Raw genomic sequence first — 20,933 nt, 5'->3', positions numbered from 1 at the left:
AATTTTCACCATTTTCCGCATATCGGCTGTCGAAGCCGCATAGCCTTCGCCGCGCGGTTCTGCTCGCTGCGAAACACTCAATTTCTTCCGGGAGGCCTTGATGCCTGTACGACGCACACGTAAAGACGACGGTAGCCAGTGGACCGCTGCCGACAGCCGCAGCATCTACGGTATCCGCCACTGGGGCGCTGGGTATTTCGCAATCAACGACCAGGGCAATGTCGAAGTGCGCCCGCAAGGGCCGAGCGGCGAGCCGATCGAGTTCAACGGTCTGATCGAGCAATTACGCGAGGCGGGGCTGTCGCTGCCGTTGCTGGTGCGTTTCCCCGGCATCCTGCAGGACCGCGTGCGGCGCCTGACCGGTGCCTTCGATGCCAACATCGAGCGCATGGAGTACGCCGGCAAGTACACCGCGTTGTACCCGATCAAGGTCAACCAGCAGGAAGCGGTGGTAGAGAACATCATCGCCACGCAGAACGTCTCCATCGGTCTGGAGGCGGGCTCCAAGCCAGAGCTGATGGCTGTGCTGGCGTTGGCGCCGAAGGGTGGCACCATCGTCTGCAACGGCTACAAGGACCGCGAGTTTATCCGTCTGGCACTGATGGGCCAGAAGCTCGGCCACAAGGTGTTCATCGTCATCGAGAAGGAGTCCGAGGTCGGACTGGTGATCGAGGAGGCCAACGAGCTCAAGCTGACCCCGCAGGTCGGCCTGCGTGTGCGCCTGTCGTCGCTGGCATCGTCGAAGTGGGCCGATACCGGTGGCGAGCGGTCGAAGTTCGGCCTGTCCGCGGCGCAGCTGCTCTCGGTGATCGAACGCTTCCGCGCCGCAGAAATGGACCAGGGCATTCGCTTGCTGCACTTCCACATGGGTTCGCAGATCGCCAATCTGGCCGACTATCGTCAGGGCTTCCGTGAGGCGATTCGTTACTACGCCGAGCTACGGGCGTTGAATCTGCCGGTGGATTACATCGATGTGGGAGGCGGACTGGGGGTCGACTACGACGGCACCCACTCGCGCAATGCCAGCTCGATCAACTACGACATCGACGAATACGCCGGTACCGTGGTCGGCATGCTCAAGGAGTTCTGCGAGGCACAGGGGCTGCCGCACCCGAACATCTTCTCCGAAAGCGGGCGTGCCATGACGGCGCATCATGCGGTGTTGGTCATGCAGGTCACCGACGTCGAGCGGCACAACGATGAGCTGCCGGTGATCGACAACTACGACGAACTGCCGGAGATCGTGCAGTCGCTGGCCGACCTGCTCGGACCGACCGACCCGGAAATGGTCACCGAGACCTACTGGCGCGCTACCCACTACATGAGCGAGTCCAGCGCGCAGTACGCCTCCGGCAAGCTGACGCTGGCGCAGAAGGCACTGGCCGAGCAGAGCTACTTCGCCATCTGCCGACGCCTGTACAACCAGCTCAAGGCCCGTCAGCGCTCGCATCGGGCGGTGCTCGACGAGCTCAACGACAAGCTGGCGGACAAGTACATCTGCAACTTCTCGGTATTCCAGAGCCTTCCGGATACCTGGGCGATCGACCAGATCATGCCGATCGTGCCGCTGCAGCGGCTGAGTGAGGAGCCGGTGCGGCGCGCTGTGCTGCAGGACCTGACCTGCGACTCGGATGGCAAGATCAAGCACTACGTCGACGAGCAGAGCATCGAAAGCAGCATGCCGGTGCACGAGGTCGCGCCTGGCGAGGAGTACTTCCTCGGCGTGTTCTTGGTCGGTGCCTATCAGGAGATTCTCGGTGACATGCACAACCTGTTCGGCGATACCGACTCGGTGAACGTCTATCAGCGTGAGGACGGCAGCTACTACCACGCGGGCATCGAGACCCACGACACCATCGAGGACATGCTGCGCTACGTGCATCTGTCGCCCGAGGAGCTGATGACCTATTACCGCGACAAGGTCGCTAGCGCCAAGCTGAGTGCCAAGGAGCGCACCCAGTACATCGACGCGTTGCGTCTGGGGCTGACGCGCTCGTCCTATCTGACGCCTTGAGCCGTGAGCCCGGCGTCAGCCGGGCATTACGCCAAAGCCCCGTGCCATCAGCGACGCCAGCAAGGGGATCAGCAGGAGTAGCAGCAGCTCCAGGCGGATGGTCAGCTTGACCCATCTGGCGCTGCTGTCCGAGATGATCGGTGCCTGGCCTGCGGACAAGGCCGGGCGCCAGCGCAGGAACGTCAGGGTCGGATAGATGGAGAGCACCGCGACCACCACGAACAGGCCGATCTTGGCGTGGAAAAGGCTGTTCTTCAGGTAGTAGTCCAGGCCTTTGCCATAGAGGATGGCCCGGGCCGCTCCGCTGGCCAGTACCGCCGCCGCGGTGATACCGAAGGCGATGTCGATACGGAACAGGCTGCGCGCTCGCTCCAGCGTCAGCGGCTGACGGAACAGCTGGTGCTCCAGCAGCAGCAGGGCAAAGAGCAGGAATATCGCCAGAAAATGCAGGTAGGCGGCGATGGCGTAGGCCATGTTCAGTGTCCTTCGGAGTGTGTGGTGCTCGGCGCGCCCATGTTAAACCAGGCTCCGCGGCGCTGCAGGCGCTGAGCGAGCACGCCCAGGCAGACGCCGCGCATCAGCATGAAGCTCAGAAACGCCAGCCACAAGCCGTGATTGCCAAGGCCTTGCAGCAGCCAGCCCAGTGGCAGCGTCAGGCTTACCGCTAGGAGCATGCTGTTGCGCATCTCCCGCGCGCGGGTTGCACCGATAAACAACCCGTCAAGCAGATAGCTCCAGACCGCGATCAGCGGCAATGCCGCCAGATAGGGCAGGTAGGTCAGCGCGGTCTGGCGTACCTCGGGAATGTCGGTCTGCAGCTGGATAAATAGATGGCCGCCAAGCAGGAAGAACAAGCCGAAGGCGACGCTGGCCAGCAGCGACCAGCCCCCGGCGACCACCATCACCCGCTGCAGCGCGTTGCGGTCGCGGGCACCGATGGCATGCCCGCTCAAGGCTTCCACGGCATGCGCCAGTCCGTCGAGGGCGTGCGCGGTCAGCAGCAGGCCATTGAGCAGCAGGGCGTTGGCGGCGACCGTCGCATCACTCAGGCGGGTGCCCTGGACAGTCACCAGGAAGAACACCAGTTGCAGCGCCAGCGAGCGCAGGAAGATGTCGCGGTTGACCGCCATCAGCGGCCGCCAGCTCAACCAGCGGCGCAGCGCGCGGGTATCGACTCGACCGGGATAGCGTGCCAGCGCCTTGCGGGTGAGCGCCAGGCCGAGCAGCGCGCCGCTCCACTCGGCGATCACTGAAGCGCGGGCGGCGCCGGCCACGCCCCAGTCGAGGCCGAGCACGAACCACAGGTCCAGCGCCACGTTGATCAAATTGGTGGTCAGCAGAATGGCCAGCGGCGCGCGAGCGTTCTGCGTGCCGAGGAACCAGCCGATCAGCGCATAGCTGGCCAGCGCCGCGGGCAGGCCGAACAGTCGCGTGTGGAAATAATCACGGGTGAGTTCGTCCAGTTCGGCCGAGGGCTGCATGAGCTGCAGTGCCGCGCCTTTCAGCGGCACACCGAGCACCCCGAGCAACAGCGCGAAACCCAGGGCCAGCAGCAGCCCCTGCAGGAGGATCTGGCGCAGGGCGCCGCCGTCGTTGCGACCAGCGGCCTGCGCGGCGAAGCCTGTCGTGCCCATGCGCAGAAAGCCCATCACCCACACCAGCAGCGTATACAGGCTACCGCCGACCGCCACTGCGCCCAGCTGATGCGCGTGCGGCAGATGGCCGATCACGCTGCTGTCCACCAGTGCGACCAGCGGAACGGATAGGTTCGACAGGATCATCGGCGCCGCCAGCGCCCACACCTTGCTGTGGGTTGGGGCGTGGCGCCAGGCGGCAAGCATGCTGGACATTACGGGCCTCCGGGACGGCCCGGCACTATACGTGGCATGCAATGAAAGAGGGAAAGTCCGAGCTTTAGGCTGCGCGTCAGTGAATCAACCAGCTCAGCAGCCACAGCCCGAGGAACAGCCAGATCAGCCCGCCGATGATCGAGCCGCGAAAGAACGCGCGGACCGCCGCAACCAGCAACAGCAGGCCGATCGCCAGTGCTACCAGGCTGATCAGCGAGCGGTCCATGCCCAGCGTACGCGACAACCCTTCGAGGAAATTGTGTCCGGCCCTGGCAAACAGGCCGAAGAAGTCGCCCAGCGCCTCGACGATGAAACGTATGACCGCGCCCAGCGCCTGTCCCAGCCATTCGAAGAATCCTTCTACCCGCATGTATCACTCTCCTGAACGTTCGATTGCGGTGCCCAAGCACGGCTCTGGGCATTGGGCTCTCGAGTGCGCCCGAGAGTTCCGAACGGTCGCCGCTGCACTGGAACCACCAGGGCAGGAGGCGGTCGGAATGTCGCTGTGAGTCCTTAGCGCATCATGCGTTCCCGACCTTCATGCAACTGCAACAAGCGCCAGGCAGCCTGCCTACCATTCCCTGAGCGAGAAGACCAACGATGCTGGCCATTGCCAGAGCGCGCCTGGAACGAATCACGACACTGCGCCCGGCCTGGGCCTATGGCTGCGTCTTTTTCGGCCTGCTCTACGTTGTCACCGCCACTCATCTGGATGAGCGGCTGTTCTATACGCTGAAAACCACCTGGCATGAAAGCAGCTGGGAAAGGCACAGCCTCTGGCTACCCGAATACCGGGTGAAGATCGACGCGCTGCCGGTGGCCACGGTGGAAGACAATCTTTCCGGGCTGACCTATGACGAACGCCGCGATCATCTCTGGGGCGTCGTCAATAACCCCGAAGAGCTGCTGGCGCTGGACAAGGATGGCGGCTTCCTCGCGCGCTACCCGCTGCGCGGGTTCCAGGACGTCGAGGGCGTGACCTATCTGGGTGATGACCTGCTGGTGTTGACCGAGGAGCGCAAGCAGTCGCTGGTGATCGTGCAGGTTCCCAGGATTGCCGGGCCGCTGCAGCGTACCGACGCCCGCTCCATTACCCTGGCCCTGAACGACGCGGACAATACCGGTTTCGAGGGCGTCGGGTACGACCGCGCCGGTGATCGGCTGTTCGTGGTCAAGGAGCATTCACCGCGCAAACTCTACGAGATCCAGGGCATCAAGCGCAGTCTGGCAGGTGACATGAACATCAAGATCATCGACCGCGAGGCCTGGATCGAGAAGCTGGACATGGCCAGTGATCTGTCCTCGGTGCACTTCGACGAGCGTACCGGCCATCTGGTGCTGCTCAGCGACGAGCAAAGATGATGCTGGAACTCGATGCCGAGGGCGAGCTGGTCAGCTTCCGCTCGCTCTGGAGCGGGTTTGCCGGACTGGAGCGCAGCGTGCCGCAGGCCGAAGGGATGACCTTCGATGCACAGGGCAATCTATACCTGGTCAGCGAGCCCAACCTGTTCTACGCCTTCGAGCACGAGTGACGCCCGCCGCGCATCTGCTAGCCGCGCTGGATCAGCCAGACGCCGGCGAAGATCAGCAGCAGACCGGAGACTTTACCGAAGCTGATGCTGGACTGGCGAAAGCCGGCCCAGCCGAAATGATCCAGCAGCAAGGCGACGAACAGCTGGCCGGCCAGCAATAGCGCCATAAACAGCAACGCTCCCGTGCGCGGTGCGGCGAAGGCGGCCGTGGCGATGAAAAAGGCCCCCAGCAGCCCACCACACCAGTGCCACCAGTGCAGGCCCTTCAGCGTCTGCAACGCCGGGATATCGCGCTGGACTGCCACGATGACGAACAGCGCCAGTGTTCCCACGGTAAACGAAAGCAGTGCCGCGCCCATCACGTTGCCGAGGTGACGCGCGACCTGGCCGTTGATTCCGGCCTGCAGGGGCAGCATCGCGCCGGCAATGAACGGAAGGGTGAGTAACCACCAGGCAACGGCAGGCATTTCGGATCTCCGGAATCAGGGCGCGACAGTATGGCGAGCCGGGATACGACTCGCCATAGCGGGACAGCGGTTCGCTGCGCTTGGCTCAGCGCGGCGGGTATTGCGACAGCACCCGTGTCACCAGCTCGCGCATGCTGCCGGCGCGTTGCTCGGGGGTGCCCTGGCGGTTGCTCAGGGTCTGCTCGGCGCTGCCGCGCCAGACCAGTTTGCCGTCAGCGGCGTCATACAGGTCGATCTGTAGCGTGCCGACCTGATAGTCGATGGTGCGGGTGTCGGTGAACATCGGGCCGCCCCAGTAGCCGTACCAGGGATTGCCCCAGGCGCCGGAGGTGGTCGTGTACTGCTGGGTGCGCTGGTCGACGATGTACCAGGCCTGCACCTTGAGGTCCGCCGCTTTGCCGGCCGTCGCGGGACGCATTCCCTGCTGATCGAGCTGTTCGGCGATCGCCGTGCGAATGCGTTGTTCGGTGAGGTCGCTTTTGATTCTTGGATCATCAGGCCGATACTGCAGCGCCGGTTCCTGCCAGCCCCAGGCCCGATAGGCCGAGAAATCCCGCGTCGGATCGAAATCGCGCTGCACCTGCGGGCCCTGGCAGGCGGCGAGCGCGAAGAGCAGAGGTATCAGCAACAGGCAGCGCAACATGATCGTTCTCCGGAGGGTGGAATCTGTTCAGTCTAGGCCTCGGCGCGGGGCTGAGTCTGCATCGCTGTCACGCTCAGCGCGGCGGGTAGTCCGCCAGCGCCCGCTGCACCGCCTCGCGCAGCGCATCCTGCTGCTTGGCGCGGCTACCGCCGCTACGTGCTTCGGCGCGATTGCTCCAGATCGATTGGCCGGAAGCCGCGTCGAACATCTCGATACGCACCGAGAGCACCTCTTCCTCGTAGTTACGCACGATGGGTACGCTCGTCCCCACGCCATAACCTGAGCCGTACCCGTAGCCGCCACCGTAGCGGCCTACGCCGACATGCGGGCCGTAATCATCGTAAGTCTGCCGAATGCGGGTCTCCTTGCTGGCGCGGGCGCTGATCAACAGCTCGCCCTTGCGCTCGGCCTGCGCAGGGCGCAAGCCGAGTTGATCGAGCGCGCCGGCGACCATTTCCTGCAGCTCCTCACCGGTGATCGACGCGGTGCCGGCCGGTGGGGCTTGCCAGCTCCAGTTCTGGTAGCTGGAGAAGTCCCGTGGTGCCGCCGGATAGACCGGTGACTGGATCTGCTCGATAGGTGGCGCCGGAGGAATCGGCGCGGATTCGTCGGTATAGGGGTTCTGGCTCTGGCAGGCTGCAAGGCCCAGGCAGAGCACCGGCAGCATGGCGCGGATCGACATCGGTACCTCCCGGTCGGCTCAGAGCGGCCGACACATCCAGTGCAGGTAGCGCCCGAGACCGGCAAATTGTGGATGGCGGCGGTAGGCCAGCTCCATCTCGATCAGTTCGGCCGGCTCGGTGCGGGCCTGGAAATCGGCGGGCATGTAGTCATGGAATACGCGCACGCCACTGGTTGTTTCGACCTGCCAGTGCGGTGCGAGTTGCGCCGCCAGCTCGCGTGGGTCCAGCGGCTGCTGCGGGGTCAGGCTCTGGCGCTCGCCGGCATAGGTCTGGCTGCGCAGCTTCTTGAAATGGCCCTTGAGCAGGTTGCGGTAGATCAGCGCGTCGCGGTTGTAGAAGGCCAGCGATAGCCAGCCATCGGCCGATGTCAGGCGATGCAGCACCGGCAGGATCGCTTCAGGCTCGGCCAGCCATTCCAGCACGGCGTGGCAGATGACCAGATCGAAGCGGCCCTCGACCTGGCTCTCGATCTCCTGCCAAGGCGTTTGAATAAATGTGGCGTTCTGGCCCGCGTCGGCGAACTGCACGCGGGCGCCTTCGAGCATGGGTTCGGCGGGCTCGGCGAGGGTTACTTCATGGCCCTGGCGCGCCAGCCACAGGCTCATATGGCCGAGGCCGGCACCGACGTCGAGAACCCGCAACGGCCGCTGCGGCAGAACCTCGGACAAGTCCGCCTGCAGTACGGCGAGGCGAATCGCGCCCTTGGCGCCGCCATAGATTTTCTCGGCAAAGCGCGTCGCCAGCTCGTCGAAATGCCGATCGCTCATCGAGTGAACCGCCGCTCGTTATCGGCCAGCTTGGCCAGCAGCGCCTGCTCCATGTCGATGCCCAGTTCGCTGCACATCAAGAGCAGGTACATGAGGATGTCGCCGACTTCCTGCCCGGCATGCTCAAGTTTGTCGGCCGAAAGCTGGCGCGACTCGTCCTCGGTCTGCCACTGGAATATTTCTACCAGCTCGGCCATTTCCACGCTGGCGGCCATGGCGAGGTTTTTCGGGCTGTGAAAGCGCTGCCAGTCGTTCTGATCGCGGATGGCGTGCAGGCGTTGGGTGATCTGGTCGATGTTCATCAGGAAGGCGGGTGTGTTCGAAAAGACGACAAGCTTCCGCCAGTGCGGCAGCGCCCGCAAGGGGCGTCAGCCGCGGCGCACTTTCAGCTCACGTTCGATGGCGGTCACGCCGGGACGGTAATCGCCCTGCTCTATGGCGCGGATTGCCTGTTCCAGGGTTTGCTCGGCGATCTGCTCGTGCTGCTGGGAAATCGCATTGACCCGGATCGGCAGGAAATCCAGCAACTGCGCGTCACCAAAGGTCGCCAGCCGCAGCTGCTCCGGCCAGAGCAGATCGCGCTCGCGCAGCGCATCGAAGACGCCTTCGAGCAAGACGTACGCGGTAGTGATCAGCGCATCGGACAGCGGGCCGCGCTCGAGCAGGGCGAGCATCTGCTCGCGTCCGCAGGCTCGGCTGAACTGGTCAGCACGCAGGATGCTGACCTGCCCCGTGTGCTGCGCGAGTGCCTGGCGAAAACCTTCCTCGCGCTGCTGGCTGATGGGCAATGCCGGGCGTGCGCTGATCAGGGCGATATGGGCGGCGGCCGGAACTGCCAGCGAGCGGGTGAGCAGGGCGGCCGCTTCGCAATCATCGCTGACCACCGAGCAGAAATGCTCGGCGTCCAGCGCACGGTCGAGGGCGATCACCGGCGTGCCAGCCGCCTGCACCTTGCGATAGCTCTGGTCGTCGGCTGGTAGGCAGCTGGCGACGATCAGCGCATCGCAGCGGCGCGAGCGCAGCAGCTGGATGACCTGGCGCTCGGTGTCCGGCTCGTCGTCGGTGCCGGCGATCAGCAGCTGGTAGCCGCGCTGCCGCGCGCGCTGCTCGAGCAGTTTGGCCAGACGTGCGTAGCTGGGGTTTTCCAGATCCGGAACGATGAAGCCGAGGGTGCGCGATTGCCCGCGACGCAGACCCGCCGCCTGCTGATCGAGCTGAAAGCCCTGCTGTTCGGCCACGGCCATCACCCGCTCGACCGTGGCCGCGCTGATACGGCGCTGCGCGGCCTTGCCATTGAGCACATAGCTGGCGGTGGTTACCGAAACGTTGGCGAGGCGGGCGATGTCGGTCAGTTTCAACAGAGGGTCCTGAGACGGGTGGTATGAACTCGGGCTTCTAGAATTACCCAATATTGCGTAATGTGCCAGCCTTAGGTGAAACGTTTCAGCAGTGTTTCGGTCTGAAGCGCCAGCCCAGGATTCGGGCAAAGCCGGCGCGACCGTCGGCCACAACAATCGCGAGCCCCGCAGGAGTTCTCCATGCTTGAGTTGAATGCACAGCACATCCACATGCATCAGGCCGCGGCGGACAAGCCAGCGGCGCTGGCCCTGCTGGGTGAAGTTCTGGTCGCCGACGGGCTGGTCGCGCCGGGTTATCTGGACGGGCTGCGTGCGCGTGAAGCGCAGGGCTCGACCTTTCTCGGTCAGGGCCTTGCGATTCCCCATGGCACGCCGGAAACCCGTGATCAGGTGTTCACCACCGGCGTGCGGCTGCTGCATTTTCCGGCCGGCGTCGACTGGGGCAACGGCCAGCTGGTGTATCTGGCCATCGGTATCGCTGCGCGTTCCGACGAACACCTGCGCCTGCTACAGCTGCTGACCCGAGCATTGGGTGAAGGCGATCTGAGCGAGGCGCTGCAGAAAGCCGAAAGCCCGGAAGCCATCATCGACCTGCTGCAGGGTGCGCCACAGGCGCTAGCGCTGGATGGCGAGCTGGTCTCGCTGGGTGTCGCTGCGGATGATTTCGACGAGCTGGCCTGGCAGGGCGTCAAGCTGCTCAAGCGCGCGCAGTGCGTGGAGCCGGGTTTCAACGCCAGTCTGCCGCTTGGCCAGGCGCTGCCGCTGGGGGATGGCCTCTGGTGGCTGAGTAGCGAGCAGGCGGTGCAGCGTCCTGGTCTCGCCTTCGTCACGCCAGCTTCCCATCTCGAGCATCAGGGGCAGCCGCTCAATGGTCTTTTCGTGCTGGCCAGCCTGGGCGAAGCGCATCGGGCGATGCTTGAGCGCCTGTGCAATCTGCTGATCGAAGGCCGCGGGCAGGAGCTGAGCCAGGCGACGTCCAGTCGCACAGTGCTCGAAGCCCTGGGCGGCGAAGTGCCGGCAGACTGGCCGAGTGCCCAGGTGCCACTGGCTAACGCCCATGGCTTGCATGCCCGCCCAGCCAAGGTGCTGACCGAGGTCGCACAGGCCTTCGCCGGCGAGATCCGAGTGCGTCTGGCTGGTAGCCAGAGCGCGGGTGTTTCGGCCAAGAGCCTGAGCAAGCTGCTGGCGATGGGCTCGCATCGCGGCCAGGTGCTGGAGTTCATCGCCGAGCCCTCGATCGCCGACGATGCGTTGCCGGCGCTGGTCCGCGCCGTGGAAGAAGGGCTGGGCGAGGAAATCGAGCCGCTGCCGACCGGCGGGGCGCCGGCGGAGCAGGGGGCCGTGCAACTGAATGAGGCAGCCCAGGACGTGCCCGTCTTGCGGGCCGGCGAGCAGGTCATCGGCATCGCCGCCGCGCCAGGCATCGCCATCGGTCCGGTCTTGGTACGCAAGCCGCAGGTGATCGACTACCCCAAGCGCGGCGAGTCTCCGGTGATCGAACTGCAGCGGCTGGATGCGGCGCTGGACAAGGTCCATGCGGAGATCGGCACGCTGATTGATGAGAGTCAGGTCGCCAGCATCCGCGACATCTTCACCACCCATCAGGCCATGCTCAAGGACCCGGCGTTGCGCGAGGAAGTGCAGGTTCGGCTGCAAAAGGGACTGAGCGCCGAAGCGGCCTGGATGGAGGAAATCGAAACTGCGGCGCAGCAGCAGGAGGCGCTCCACGACAAGCTGCTGGCCGAACGTGCGGCCGATTTGCGTGACGTCGGGCGTCGCGTGCTGGCCTGCCTGACTGGTGTGGAAGCCGAGCAGGCCCCAGATGAGCCCTACATCCTGGTGATGGACGAGGTGGCGCCGTCGGACGTCGCCACGCTCAACGCCCAGCGCGTCGCAGGCATTCTTACCGCTGGCGGCGGCGCCACTTCGCACAGCGCCATCATCGCCCGCGCGCTGGGCATTCCAGCCATCGTCGGTGCAGGGCCGGGTGTGCTTGGGCTGGCGCCAAACACACTGTTGCTGCTAGACGGCGAGCGCGGTGAACTGCTGGTCGCGCCGACCGAGGCGCAGCTGGAACAGGCCCGCAGCGAACGCACCAGTCGCGAAGAACGCAAGCGCCTGGCAAATGAGCGTCGCCTGGAGCCGGCCATCACCCGTGACGGCCATCCGGTAGAGATTGCTGCCAACATCGGCGCTGCCGGCGAAACCCCGGAAGCGGTGGCGATGGGCGCCGAAGGCATCGGCCTGCTGCGTACCGAGCTGGTGTTCATGAACCATTCCCAGGCGCCGGATCAGGCGACTCAGGAAGCCGAGTACCGCCGTGTGCTGGAAGCCCTCGAAGGGCGTCCATTGGTGGTGCGTACGCTGGATGTCGGCGGGGACAAGCCGCTGCCGTACTGGCCGATGCCGGCCGAGGAAAACCCGTTTCTGGGCGTGCGCGGCATTCGCCTGAGTTTGCAACGCCCGGACATCCTCGAGACCCAGCTGCGTGCCTTGCTCGCATCGGCCGATGGCCGCCCGCTGCGGATCATGTTCCCCATGGTCGGCAATATCGACGAGTGGCGCACCGCCAAGGCCATGGTCGACCGCCTGCGCGTGGAGCTGCCAGTGGCCGATCTGCAGGTCGGCATCATGATCGAGATTCCCTCTGCGGCCCTGATCGCGCCAGTGCTGGCGCAGGAAGTCGACTTCTTCAGCATCGGCACCAATGACCTGACGCAATACACCCTGGCCATCGACCGCGGCCATCCGACGCTCTCCGGCCAGGCCGACGGGCTGCATCCGGCTGTTTTGCGTCTGATCGGCATGACGGTCGAGGCCGCCCATGCCCACGGCAAGTGGGTTGGCGTTTGTGGCGAGTTGGCCGCTGATGCATTGGCGGTGCCGATGCTGGTGGGCCTGGGCGTGGACGAACTGAGCGTGTCGGCGCGCAGCATCGCCTTGGTGAAGGCGCGCGTTCGCGAGCTGGATTTCGCGGCCTGCCAGAGGCTGGCCCAGCAAGCCCTGATGCTGCCCGGCGCCCATGAAGTCCGCGCCTTCGTCGGGGAGCACTGCTGATGGCTCGCGTGCTGACCGTCACTCTCAACCCGGCCCTGGACCTGACCGTGCAGCTGTCCGCGCTGCGCCTGGGCCACGTCAATCGCAGCGAAAGCCTGCAGATGCATGCCGCCGGAAAGGGGCTCAACGTCGCGCAGGTGCTGGCCGACCTCGGTCATCAGCTGACCGTCACCGGCTTTCTTGGCGAGGGCAATCCGCAAGCCTTCGATCAGTTGTTTGCTGCGCGTGGCTTTGCCGATGAGTTCGTCCGCGTTCCGGGCGATACCCGCAGCAATATCAAACTGGCTGAGGCGGATGGGCGGGTTACCGATATCAACGGGCCCGGCCTGCTGGTGAGCGAGACGCACTGCAAGGAGCTGCTGACTCGACTAGAGCGACTGGCACCCGCCCATGACCTCGTGGTGGTCGCCGGCAGCTTGCCGCGTGGCATCGACAGCCAGTGGTTCGTGCAGCTGCTGCAGACGCTGAAGGCGCGCTGCGCGCGGGTGGCATTGGATAGCAGTGGACCTGCGCTGCGTGACGGGCTGGCGACCAGGCCCTGGCTTATCAAACCTAATGAGGAAGAGCTGGGCGAAGCGTGCGGCGTCGATCTTTCCGAGTCCTCAGCGTTGGCATCCGAAGCACGACGACTGCAAGCCGAAGGCATCGAACACGTGGTGGTTTCGCAGGGCGCCAATGGCGTCAGCTGGTTCTCGCCGAGCGCGGCCCTGCACGCCAATCCGCCCAGGGTTCGGGTCGTCAGCACCGTCGGTGCCGGCGACTCGCTGCTCGCCGGGATGCTTCACGGTTTGCTGGAAGGCTGGCCGGCAGAGCGCACCCTCACACAGGCCACGGCCATCGCCGCGCAGGCGGTCGGGCAGGTTGGGTTCGGCCTCACCGACACGGCTGAACTTGCGGAGCTTGAAGCTGCGGTGCGCCTGCAGTCGCTCAGCCAATAAATCGAACAAGAGGTGAAGGAATGAATCTTCTCATCGTCACGGCCTGCCCCAACGGAATGGTCACCAGCGTGCTGACTTCACGCTTGCTCGAAGCGGCCGCCCATCGTCTGGGCTGGTCGACCGCCGTGGAAGTCCGCGATCCCAAGGCCATTGGCTCGCCGCTGACGCCCGCGCAGATCGCCAATGCCGATCTGGTGGTGGTGGTGAAAACCGGGCCGTTGTCATTGCAGCGCTTCGTTGGCAAGCGCGTCGCCCAGTCCACGCCATCCGAGGCGCTGCTCGACCCGGAAGCCTTCCTGCGCAGTGCCGCAGACACCGCCAGCGAGCTGCAGCAGGCCGACGAAGCGGATGCGGCGCATACCAGCGGCAAGCCCAAACTGGTGGCCATCACCGCCTGTCCGACCGGCGTGGCACACACCTTCATGGCGGCTGAAGCCCTGCAGCAGGCGGCGATCCGCAAGGGTTACGACCTGCAGGTTGAAACCCGCGGCTCGGTGGGGGCGCGCAATGTGCTCGAAGCCCAGGCCATCGAAGAGGCCGACGTGGTGCTGCTGGCTGCGGATATCGAGGTGGATGTCACCCGTTTCGCCGGCAAGCGCGTATTTCGCTGCGGTACTGGCGTCGCCCTCAAGCAACCCGATGCGACCCTGGATCGCGCGCTGGAAGAAGGCGCGGTGCTCGCTGGAGGCGCCGCTGCCAGCGCAAGTGGTGAACAGAAGGGCGAGAAGGCTGGCGTCTACAAGCACCTGCTGACCGGCGTGTCCTACATGCTGCCGATGGTGGTGGCGGGCGGTCTGCTGATCGCGCTGTCGTTTGTATTTGGCATCGAAGCGTTCAAGGAGGAGGGCACGCTGGCCGCCGCGCTAATGAAGATAGGTGGCGAAACGGCCTTTCAGTTGATGGTGCCGCTGCTGGCGGGATACATCGCTTATTCCATCGCTGATCGCCCAGGACTGGCGCCGGGGATGATCGGTGGGCTGCTGGCTGGCACGCTGGGGGCGGGCTTTATCGGCGGCATCATTGCCGGCTTCGTCGCCGGTTACGCGGCCAAGGCGGTCAGCCGCTGGATTCCATTGCCGGCCAGTATCGAATCGCTCAAGCCGATCCTGATCATTCCGTTGTTGGCGAGCCTGGTTACCGGCCTGGTGATGATTTACGTGGTCGGCACGCCGGTGGCGAAGATGCTCGCCGGGCTGACCGAATTCCTCGACACCATGGGCACCTCCAACGCCATCCTGCTCGGTCTGTTGCTCGGCACCATGATGTGCGTCGACCTCGGCGGACCGGTGAACAAGGCCGCTTATGCCTTCTCCGTCGGGCTACTCGCGTCCCAGAGTTACGCGCCGATGGCCGCCACCATGGCGGCGGGGATGGTGCCGCCAATCGGCATGGGCATCGCCACCCTGATCGCCCGGCGCAAGTTCGCCCAGACCGAGCGCGAAGCTGGCAAGGCCGCGCTGGTGCTGGGCTGCTGCTTCATTTCCGAAGGCGCGATTCCTTTCGCTGCGAAAGACCCGTTGCGGGTGATTCCGGCCAGCATCGCCGGTGGTGCGCTGACCGGCGCGCTGTCCATGGCCTTCAGCGCGAAGCTGCTGGCGCCCCATGGCGGGCTGTTCGTGCTGCTGATCCCAAACGCCATCAATCACGCGCTGTTGTATCTGGCTGCAATCCTCGCCGGCAGCTTGGTAACCGGGGTGATCTACGCAGTAATCAAGCGGCCTGAAACGCAGCCGCTCAGCGTCGGCGCGACGGCGTAAGCGGTCGCAAAACGGCTGAACTAAAGCCCCGCCTATCGTATCCACTACAAGCTGGCGAGACTTTGTGTCAGAAAGTTTCGCCAGCTTTTTGCTTTTTGTTTTGAAGATGAATTGGCTGGAGAGCGTTGCATGAGTATCGATTACGGGCCGCGGCCCATGCGCATCACCCTGACCGCCGTGGTGGTTCTGCTGCTGGGAGCGCTGATGGCGGTCGGTGGCGGCTACCTCGCAATGCTGGGTGGCTCCTGGTACTACCTGCTGGCCGGCACCGGACTGCTGGGCGTGGCCGGGCTGTTGTTCGCTCGACGCCGCGCCGCGATCTGGCTCTACGCGGTGCTACTGCTGGCGACGCTGGCGTGGACGCTGTACGAAGTCAGCTTCGACTGGTGGCAGCTGGCGCCGCGAATCGACCTCTGGTGCATCCTCGGGCTCTGGCTGATTCTGCCGTTCATCAATCGTTACGTGGGCGGCCGACTGGTCTGGCGTGATGGCGCCAGTGGGTTGCTCGGCTTGGGGCTGCTGGCCGGCGCGCTGATCGCGGGGTACTCGCTGACCCAGGATTACCACTCGATCACGGGTGAATTCAGCGACGCGCAGATGCAGGGCTCGAATCCCGAAGGGCAGGCCGGTCGGGTTGCCAGCGAATGGAAAGCCTACGGCGGCTCCGACCGCGGCGATCGTTACTCGACGGCCGATCTGATCACGCCGGACAACGTCGGCAAGTTGAAAAAGGCCTGGGAGTTCCACACCGGTGACCTTTCCGGCGAGGGTGACCCCGGCGAGATCACCTATCAGGTGACGCCGTTGAAGGTTGGCGACAATCTGTTCATCTGCACGCCGCACAGCATCGCCATCGCCGTCGATGCCGACAGCGGTGAGGAGCGCTGGCGCTTCGACCCGAGCATCAACCGCGATGCCGAGTACTACCAGCACATGACCTGCCGTGGCCTGGCCTTCCATGACGCCAACGCCTACGGGCCCGCAGCGACGGCGCCGTCCGACCAGCCCGTAGCGCGTTGCGCGCGGAGGCTGTTTTTGCCGACCAACGACGGCACTCTGGTCGCGCTGGATGTCGAGGACGGCAAGCCCTGCGAGGACTTCGGCAATGCCGGCGTGGTGGATCTGAAGGCTGGACTCGGTGAGGACGCTTTGGGCGTTTACCTGCCGACTTCACCACCGGTGGTGACCGAGAAGCTGGTCATCGTCGGCGGCTCGATCACCGACAACGGCGCGGTGGATTCACCCGGCGGCGTGATTCGCGCCTACGACGTGAGCAGCGGCGAGCTGGTATGGAATTTCGACCCGGGTAACCCGGACGCCACAGAGCCCTTGCCACCCGGCGAAACCTACGTGCGCAGCACGCCAAACTCCTGGACCATCGCCACTGCCGACGAGTCGCTGGGGCTGGTCTACATCCCCACCGGCAACCAGACCCCGGACCAGTGGGCGCAGCCGCGCACGCCGGAGTCCGAGCGTTTCACCGACACCCTGGTGGCGCTGGACCTGGCGACCGGCCAGGTGCGCTGGGAATTCCAGACCGTGCATCATGACCTCTGGGACCGCGACCTGCCATCGCAGCCGACGCTGGTGGATATCGAAGGGCCACAAGGCCAGGTGCCGGCCATCATCCAGCCGACCAAGCGTGGCGATCTGTACATCCTCGACCGCCGTACCGGCGAGCCGATCGTGCCGGTGGAAGAGATGCCCGTGCCCCAAGGCACTGACTACGGCGAGTTCACCGCGCCGACCCAACCCGCATCGGCCGTCAGCTACGCCCCGCAAGAGCCGCTGCGCGAGCGCGACATGTGGGGCGGCACGCCGCTGGACCAGATGATGTGCCGCATCCAGTTCCGCAAGCTGCGTTACGACGGCGACTTCACGCCGCCGTCGGAGCATGGCTCGCTGATCTATCCGGGTAACGTGGGTACTTTCAACTGGCCATCGGTGGCGGTCGATCCGAGCCGGCAGCTGTTGTTCGGCGCGCCGAATTACCTGGCCTTCATCTCGACCATGGTCAAGCGCAGCGAGGTCGACCCCGATGAACGTACCGGCGGCGGCGAGACCGGCCTGCAGCCCAACCTGGGTGCGCCGTACATGGTGCGGCTGGAGCCTTTCATGTCGGTCATCGGCCTGCCGTGCCAGACGCCGCCATGGGGCTTCGTCACCGCGCTGGACCTGCGCAGCATGAAGAAGGTCTGGATGCACAAGAACGGCACCAGCCGCGACAGTGCGCCCTTGGGCATTCCCTTCCCGGTGGGTACGCCAGCACTGGGCGGGCCGATCGTCACCGCCGGCGGAGTGGCCTTTATGAGCGGAACGCTGGATTACTACCTGCGCGCCTACGATCTGCAGAACGGCAAGGAATTGTGGAAGGACCGCCTGCCTGCTGGTGGCCAGGCGACTCCAATGACCTACGTGTCCGAGAAGACCGGCAAGCAGTACGTGGTGCAGATGGCCGGCGGGCATGGCTCGTTCGGCACCAAGCTGGGGGATTCCTTGATCGCGTGGACCCTTGAGGAGTAGGTGAAGTGGGGGCAGGTGGCGACGTCGACTGCGGCGCTCGACATAGCCACCAGCCCCTCACCCTAGCCCTCTCCCCGGAGGGGAGAGGGGACTGGGCCGGGTTGGGTTGCCGATCCGGTGCAGGGCGAAACGCATGATGTACCCGCTAGTTGCGGTTGGTTCGGTGGCTTCAATCAGGCCCTCTCTCGTCGTTGTGAAGAGGATGGGGAGAGGGCGGTCTTCGACCCAGGCCGGCATGGCTTGCTCGGTACCAAGCTGGGCGGTTTATTGATCGCGTGGACCCTTGAGGAGTAGGTGAAACGGGGCTGTGTGGGTTTTAGTTGCGACACTGGTCGTGGCCGCCAGCCCCTCACCCTAGCCCTCTCCCCCGGAGGGGAGATGGGACTAGACCGCGCGGTTTTTCGTTCCAGGTGTAGGGCGATGCGCTTTAATGCGTGTCGGGCCGATCACAAAGGGTTCGGTGGCTTCAGGCCCCCTCTCCCCGTTGGGGAGAGGGTTGGGGTGAGGGGCGCGGGCCCCGATCCGGTGCAAGATTTCAGTCAGGACTCGGATTCAGGCCGGTTTATCGGTAATGCGCGGATTGGGTGCTGGGGTGAGAGCGTGCTGGTGGTGGTTGCAACTGCTTGATGGGCACAGCCCGCGCTCACTCCCCCTCGCTCGCTCTGCACGGTCTGCATGAGCACAAGCGATCCGGCTCCCTCAATCCAGCTCCCTCTCCCCGTTGGGGAGAGGGTTGGGGTGAGGGGCGCGGGCCTCGATCCGTTGCAAGATTTCAGTCAGGACTCGGATTCAGGCCGGTGTATCGGTAATGCGCGGATTGGGTGCTGGGGTGAGAGCGTGCTGGTGGTGGTTGCAACTGCTTGATGGGCACAGCCCACGCTCACTCCCCTCGCTTGCTCTGCACGGCATGAGCACAAGTGATCCGGCTGCCTCAATCCAGCTCCCTCTCCCCATTGGGGAGAGGGTTGGGGTGAGGGGTACGGGTCTCAATCCAGCTCAAGATTTCAGTCAGAACACCCTCTAGATTCCGTATCACATCCAGATTGCTGAAGCGTAGAACCTCCAGCCCGTGGTGCTGCAGGTAGGCCGTGCGCAAACGATCTTTCGCCAGACCAGCTTCGTCGAAGTGCTGACCGCCATCGAGTTCAACTACAAGTCGCAACTCTGCACAGTAGAAATCCAGGACATAGGGCGGGCACGGATGCTGTCGGCGAAATTTGAATCCGGCTAAGCCGCGATTGCGCAACTGGCGCCACAGCAGACGCTCGCAATCGGTGAGTTGGTATCGCAGGTGTCTGGCGAACTGGCGTTGTTCGGGGGAGGCGCGTTCGGTGGGCATTCACAGTCCTTGTGAAAAGGCAGCCTCTCGCTTCCATGCGAGAGCGCATCTAAATGAGCGCAGCGGCAGTAATGCGCAGAATCAACTACGCCTGCTGTACCCCGCAGCAGGCGCATTCTTGGGTCAGTGATGCTCGCGTGTCGCCCTGAACTTCACATCCGGCCAGCGCTCTTCCATCAGGCTCAGATTCACCCGCGTCGGCGCTAGGTAGGTGAGGTGGCCGCCGCCGTCAATGGCGAGGTTCTCGTAGGCCTTGTTCTTGAAGTCTTCGAGCTTCTTCTTGTCATCGCACTCGATCCAGCGGGCCGACCAAACGTTGATCGCCTCGTAGGCGCATTCGACCTTGTATTCCTCCTTCAGCCGGCTGGCGACGACGTCGAACTGCAGCACACCGACCGCACCGAGGATGATGTCGTTGTTGCGCTCGGGGAAGAACACCTGGGTCGCGCCTTCCTCTGCCAGCTCCTGCAGGCCCTGACGCAGTTGCTTGGATTTCAGCGGGTCTTTCAGGCGCACGCGGCGGAACAGTTCCGGCGCGAAGTGCGGGATGCCGGTAAAGCTCAGGTTCTCGCCTTCGGTGAAGGTGTCGCCGATCTGGATGGTGCCGTGGTTGTGCAGGCCGATGATGTCGCCGGCCCAGGCTTCTTCGAGCATTTCGCGTTCGCTGGAGAAAAAGGTCAGGGCATCGGCGATGCGCACATCCTTGCCCAGACGCGCATGGCGCATCTTCATGCCCTTTTCGTAATGGCCCGAGCAGATGCGCATGAAGGCGATGCGGTCGCGGTGCTTGGGGTCCATGTTTGCCTGGATCTTGAACACGAAGCCGCTGAATTTTTCTTCGACCGGCTCGACCACCCGCTCGTTGGCAGCGCGCGCCAGCGGCTTGGGTGCCCAGTCGACGATGGCGTCCAGCACATGATCGACGCCGAAGTTGCCCAGCGCAGTGCCGAAGAACACCGGCGTCAGCTGTCCGGCGAGGAATTCCTCACTGTTGAATTCGTGGCAGGCGCCCTGCACCAGTTCCAGTTGTTCGATGAAACGCTCGTACTCGTCGCCGATGTGTTTGCGCGCTTCGTCGGAGTCGAGCTTCTCGATGATTTTCACCTCGGTCCGCTCATGGCCGTGGCCAGGGGTGTAGACGATGATGTAGTCGTCCGCGAGGTGATACACGCCCTTGAAGTCACGGTAGCAGCCGATGGGCCAGGTGATGGGCGCGGCCTTGATCTTCAGCACCGCTTCGATCTCGTCGAGCAGTTCGATCGGGTCGCGAATGTCGCGGTCCAGCTTGTTGATGAAACTGACGATGGGCGTGTCGCGCAGGCGGCAGACGTCCATCAGCGCGATGGTGCGCGGCTCTACGCCCTTGCCGCCGTCGAGCACCATCAAGGCGCTGTCCACCGCAGTCAGGGTGCGGTAGGTGTCTTCGGAGAAGTCTTCGTGGCCTGGGGTGTCGAGCAGGTTGATCATGTGTTCGCGGTAGGGGAACTGCATCACCGAGGTGGTGATGGAGATACCGCGCTGCTTTTCCATTTCCATCCAGTCGGACGTGGCGTGGCGGTCGGATTTACGCGACTTCACCGTGCCGGCAACCTCGATGGCCTTGCCCATCAGCAGCAGGCGTTCGGTAATGGTGGTCTTGCCCGCATCGGGGTGGGAGATGATCGCGAACGTACGGCGCTTCGCGACTTCAGCGGCCTGGGTGGTCATGAACGGCAAAACCTGCTTTTGGCAAAACGGAAAAGTCGTCGATTATACGCGAGTCGTATTTGCAGGTCGCGAACTGTAGGGGGAAGCTCAGGGCAATCGCATGAGCGGGGTACAAGAGAAGGTGAAAACGCTGCCTCATCTACCTGTAGGAGCGAACTCGTTCGCGAGTGTTGCTTTGCGGCACGGAGTTTTCGCTAAAGGCTCGCGAATAAATTCGCTCCTACAAAAGGCCCCTGTTTCTCACCACATGGCGTGCTTGTCGGCAAGCCATGTGGTGATCTGACAGGCGCTTTCCGAT

The 20,933-nt window shown here is 64.3% G+C and carries 16 protein-coding genes and 1 pseudogene; 6 read left to right on the top strand and 11 right to left on the bottom strand.

Annotated features, from left to right (window positions below; genetic code table 11):
- Positions 1 to 100: 100 nt before the first annotated feature.
- Positions 101 to 2,014 (top strand): arginine decarboxylase, encoded by a 1,914-nt coding sequence (speA, locus tag LW136_RS17400; protein WP_230355904.1) that lies wholly within the window; start codon positions 101 to 103, stop codon positions 2,012 to 2,014.
- A 15-nt stretch (positions 2,015 to 2,029) separates the two neighbouring features.
- Here the strand turns inward: speA and LW136_RS17395 are convergent, their stop codons facing one another.
- The 3 genes from LW136_RS17395 to LW136_RS17385 all read right to left on the bottom strand — a co-directional run bounded on the left by LW136_RS17395 (position 2,030) and on the right by LW136_RS17385 (position 4,234).
- Complete coding sequence (locus tag LW136_RS17395; protein WP_041014872.1) at positions 2,030 to 2,488, bottom strand: DUF2214 family protein; 459 nt, start codon at positions 2,486 to 2,488, stop codon at positions 2,030 to 2,032.
- Positions 2,489 to 2,490: 2 nt separating this feature from the next.
- Positions 2,491 to 3,864 (bottom strand): MATE family efflux transporter, encoded by a 1,374-nt coding sequence (locus tag LW136_RS17390; RefSeq protein ID WP_230355903.1) that lies wholly within the window; start codon positions 3,862 to 3,864, stop codon positions 2,491 to 2,493.
- A gap of 76 nt (positions 3,865 to 3,940) precedes the next feature.
- Entirely contained in the window at positions 3,941 to 4,234 is a 294-nt protein-coding gene (locus LW136_RS17385) for a hypothetical protein (protein WP_003302182.1), read from the bottom strand.
- 230 nt (positions 4,235 to 4,464) lie between these two features.
- On the opposite strand from LW136_RS17385, the pseudogene LW136_RS17380 reads away from it, so the two are divergent.
- A pseudogene (locus tag LW136_RS17380) lies at positions 4,465 to 5,396 on the top strand (SdiA-regulated domain-containing protein).
- A gap of 17 nt (positions 5,397 to 5,413) precedes the next feature.
- Here the strand turns inward: LW136_RS17380 and LW136_RS17375 are convergent.
- From LW136_RS17375 to cra, 6 genes are all read right to left on the bottom strand, one after another.
- On the bottom strand, positions 5,414 to 5,863 hold the full coding sequence (locus LW136_RS17375; RefSeq protein WP_003302186.1) for a DMT family transporter: 450 nt from the start codon (positions 5,861 to 5,863) through the stop codon (positions 5,414 to 5,416).
- An 85-nt stretch (positions 5,864 to 5,948) separates the two neighbouring features.
- Positions 5,949 to 6,506, bottom strand: coding sequence for a DUF4136 domain-containing protein (locus LW136_RS17370; RefSeq protein ID WP_003302188.1), 558 nt, complete (start codon positions 6,504 to 6,506; stop codon positions 5,949 to 5,951).
- Positions 6,507 to 6,579: 73 nt separating this feature from the next.
- Positions 6,580 to 7,188 (bottom strand): DUF4136 domain-containing protein, encoded by a 609-nt coding sequence (locus LW136_RS17365; RefSeq protein ID WP_003302189.1) that lies wholly within the window; start codon positions 7,186 to 7,188, stop codon positions 6,580 to 6,582.
- A gap of 18 nt (positions 7,189 to 7,206) precedes the next feature.
- On the bottom strand, positions 7,207 to 7,956 hold the full coding sequence (locus tag LW136_RS17360; RefSeq protein ID WP_003302192.1) for a methyltransferase domain-containing protein: 750 nt from the start codon (positions 7,954 to 7,956) through the stop codon (positions 7,207 to 7,209).
- Positions 7,953 to 8,258, bottom strand: coding sequence for a nucleotide pyrophosphohydrolase (locus tag LW136_RS17355; protein ID WP_041014869.1), 306 nt, complete (start codon positions 8,256 to 8,258; stop codon positions 7,953 to 7,955). Before LW136_RS17355 ends, LW136_RS17360 begins: the two co-directional genes overlap by 4 nt.
- A gap of 66 nt (positions 8,259 to 8,324) precedes the next feature.
- Positions 8,325 to 9,314, bottom strand: coding sequence for a catabolite repressor/activator (gene cra / locus LW136_RS17350; protein ID WP_041014868.1), 990 nt, complete (start codon positions 9,312 to 9,314; stop codon positions 8,325 to 8,327).
- A 180-nt stretch (positions 9,315 to 9,494) separates the two neighbouring features.
- On the opposite strand from cra, the gene ptsP reads away from it, so the two are divergent.
- The 4 genes from ptsP (at position 9,495) to LW136_RS17330 (ending at position 17,589) form a co-directional block, all read left to right on the top strand.
- On the top strand, positions 9,495 to 12,371 hold the full coding sequence (gene ptsP, locus LW136_RS17345) for a phosphoenolpyruvate--protein phosphotransferase (protein WP_234173263.1): 2,877 nt from the start codon (positions 9,495 to 9,497) through the stop codon (positions 12,369 to 12,371).
- A complete protein-coding gene (gene pfkB / locus LW136_RS17340; RefSeq protein WP_234173262.1) occupies positions 12,371 to 13,309 on the top strand; it encodes a 1-phosphofructokinase in 939 nt (312 codons plus the stop codon). The genes ptsP and pfkB overlap by 1 nt, the downstream gene beginning before the upstream one ends.
- A gap of 20 nt (positions 13,310 to 13,329) precedes the next feature.
- Positions 13,330 to 15,066, top strand: a complete 1,737-nt coding sequence (locus LW136_RS17335) for a PTS fructose-like transporter subunit IIB (RefSeq protein ID WP_234173260.1) — start codon at positions 13,330 to 13,332, stop codon at positions 15,064 to 15,066.
- Between the two features lie 129 nt (positions 15,067 to 15,195).
- Positions 15,196 to 17,589 (top strand): membrane-bound PQQ-dependent dehydrogenase, glucose/quinate/shikimate family, encoded by a 2,394-nt coding sequence (locus LW136_RS17330; RefSeq protein ID WP_234173259.1) that lies wholly within the window; start codon positions 15,196 to 15,198, stop codon positions 17,587 to 17,589.
- Between the two features lie 931 nt (positions 17,590 to 18,520).
- On the opposite strand, the gene LW136_RS17325 is transcribed toward LW136_RS17330, so the two are convergent.
- Positions 18,521 to 18,928 carry an endonuclease domain-containing protein gene (locus tag LW136_RS17325; RefSeq protein WP_234173258.1) on the bottom strand — a complete coding sequence of 136 codons (408 nt, stop codon included), beginning with the start codon at positions 18,926 to 18,928 and terminating at the stop codon, positions 18,521 to 18,523.
- Between the two features lie 123 nt (positions 18,929 to 19,051).
- Positions 19,052 to 20,635, bottom strand: a complete 1,584-nt coding sequence (locus LW136_RS17320; RefSeq protein ID WP_230355889.1) for a peptide chain release factor 3 — start codon at positions 20,633 to 20,635, stop codon at positions 19,052 to 19,054.
- Positions 20,636 to 20,933 lie beyond the last annotated feature (298 nt).

The sequence above is a fragment of the Stutzerimonas kunmingensis genome (assembly GCF_021432085.1).
Taxonomy (GTDB): Bacteria; Pseudomonadota; Gammaproteobacteria; order Pseudomonadales; family Pseudomonadaceae; genus Stutzerimonas.
This window is presented reverse-complemented; position numbering and strand designations above follow the sequence as displayed.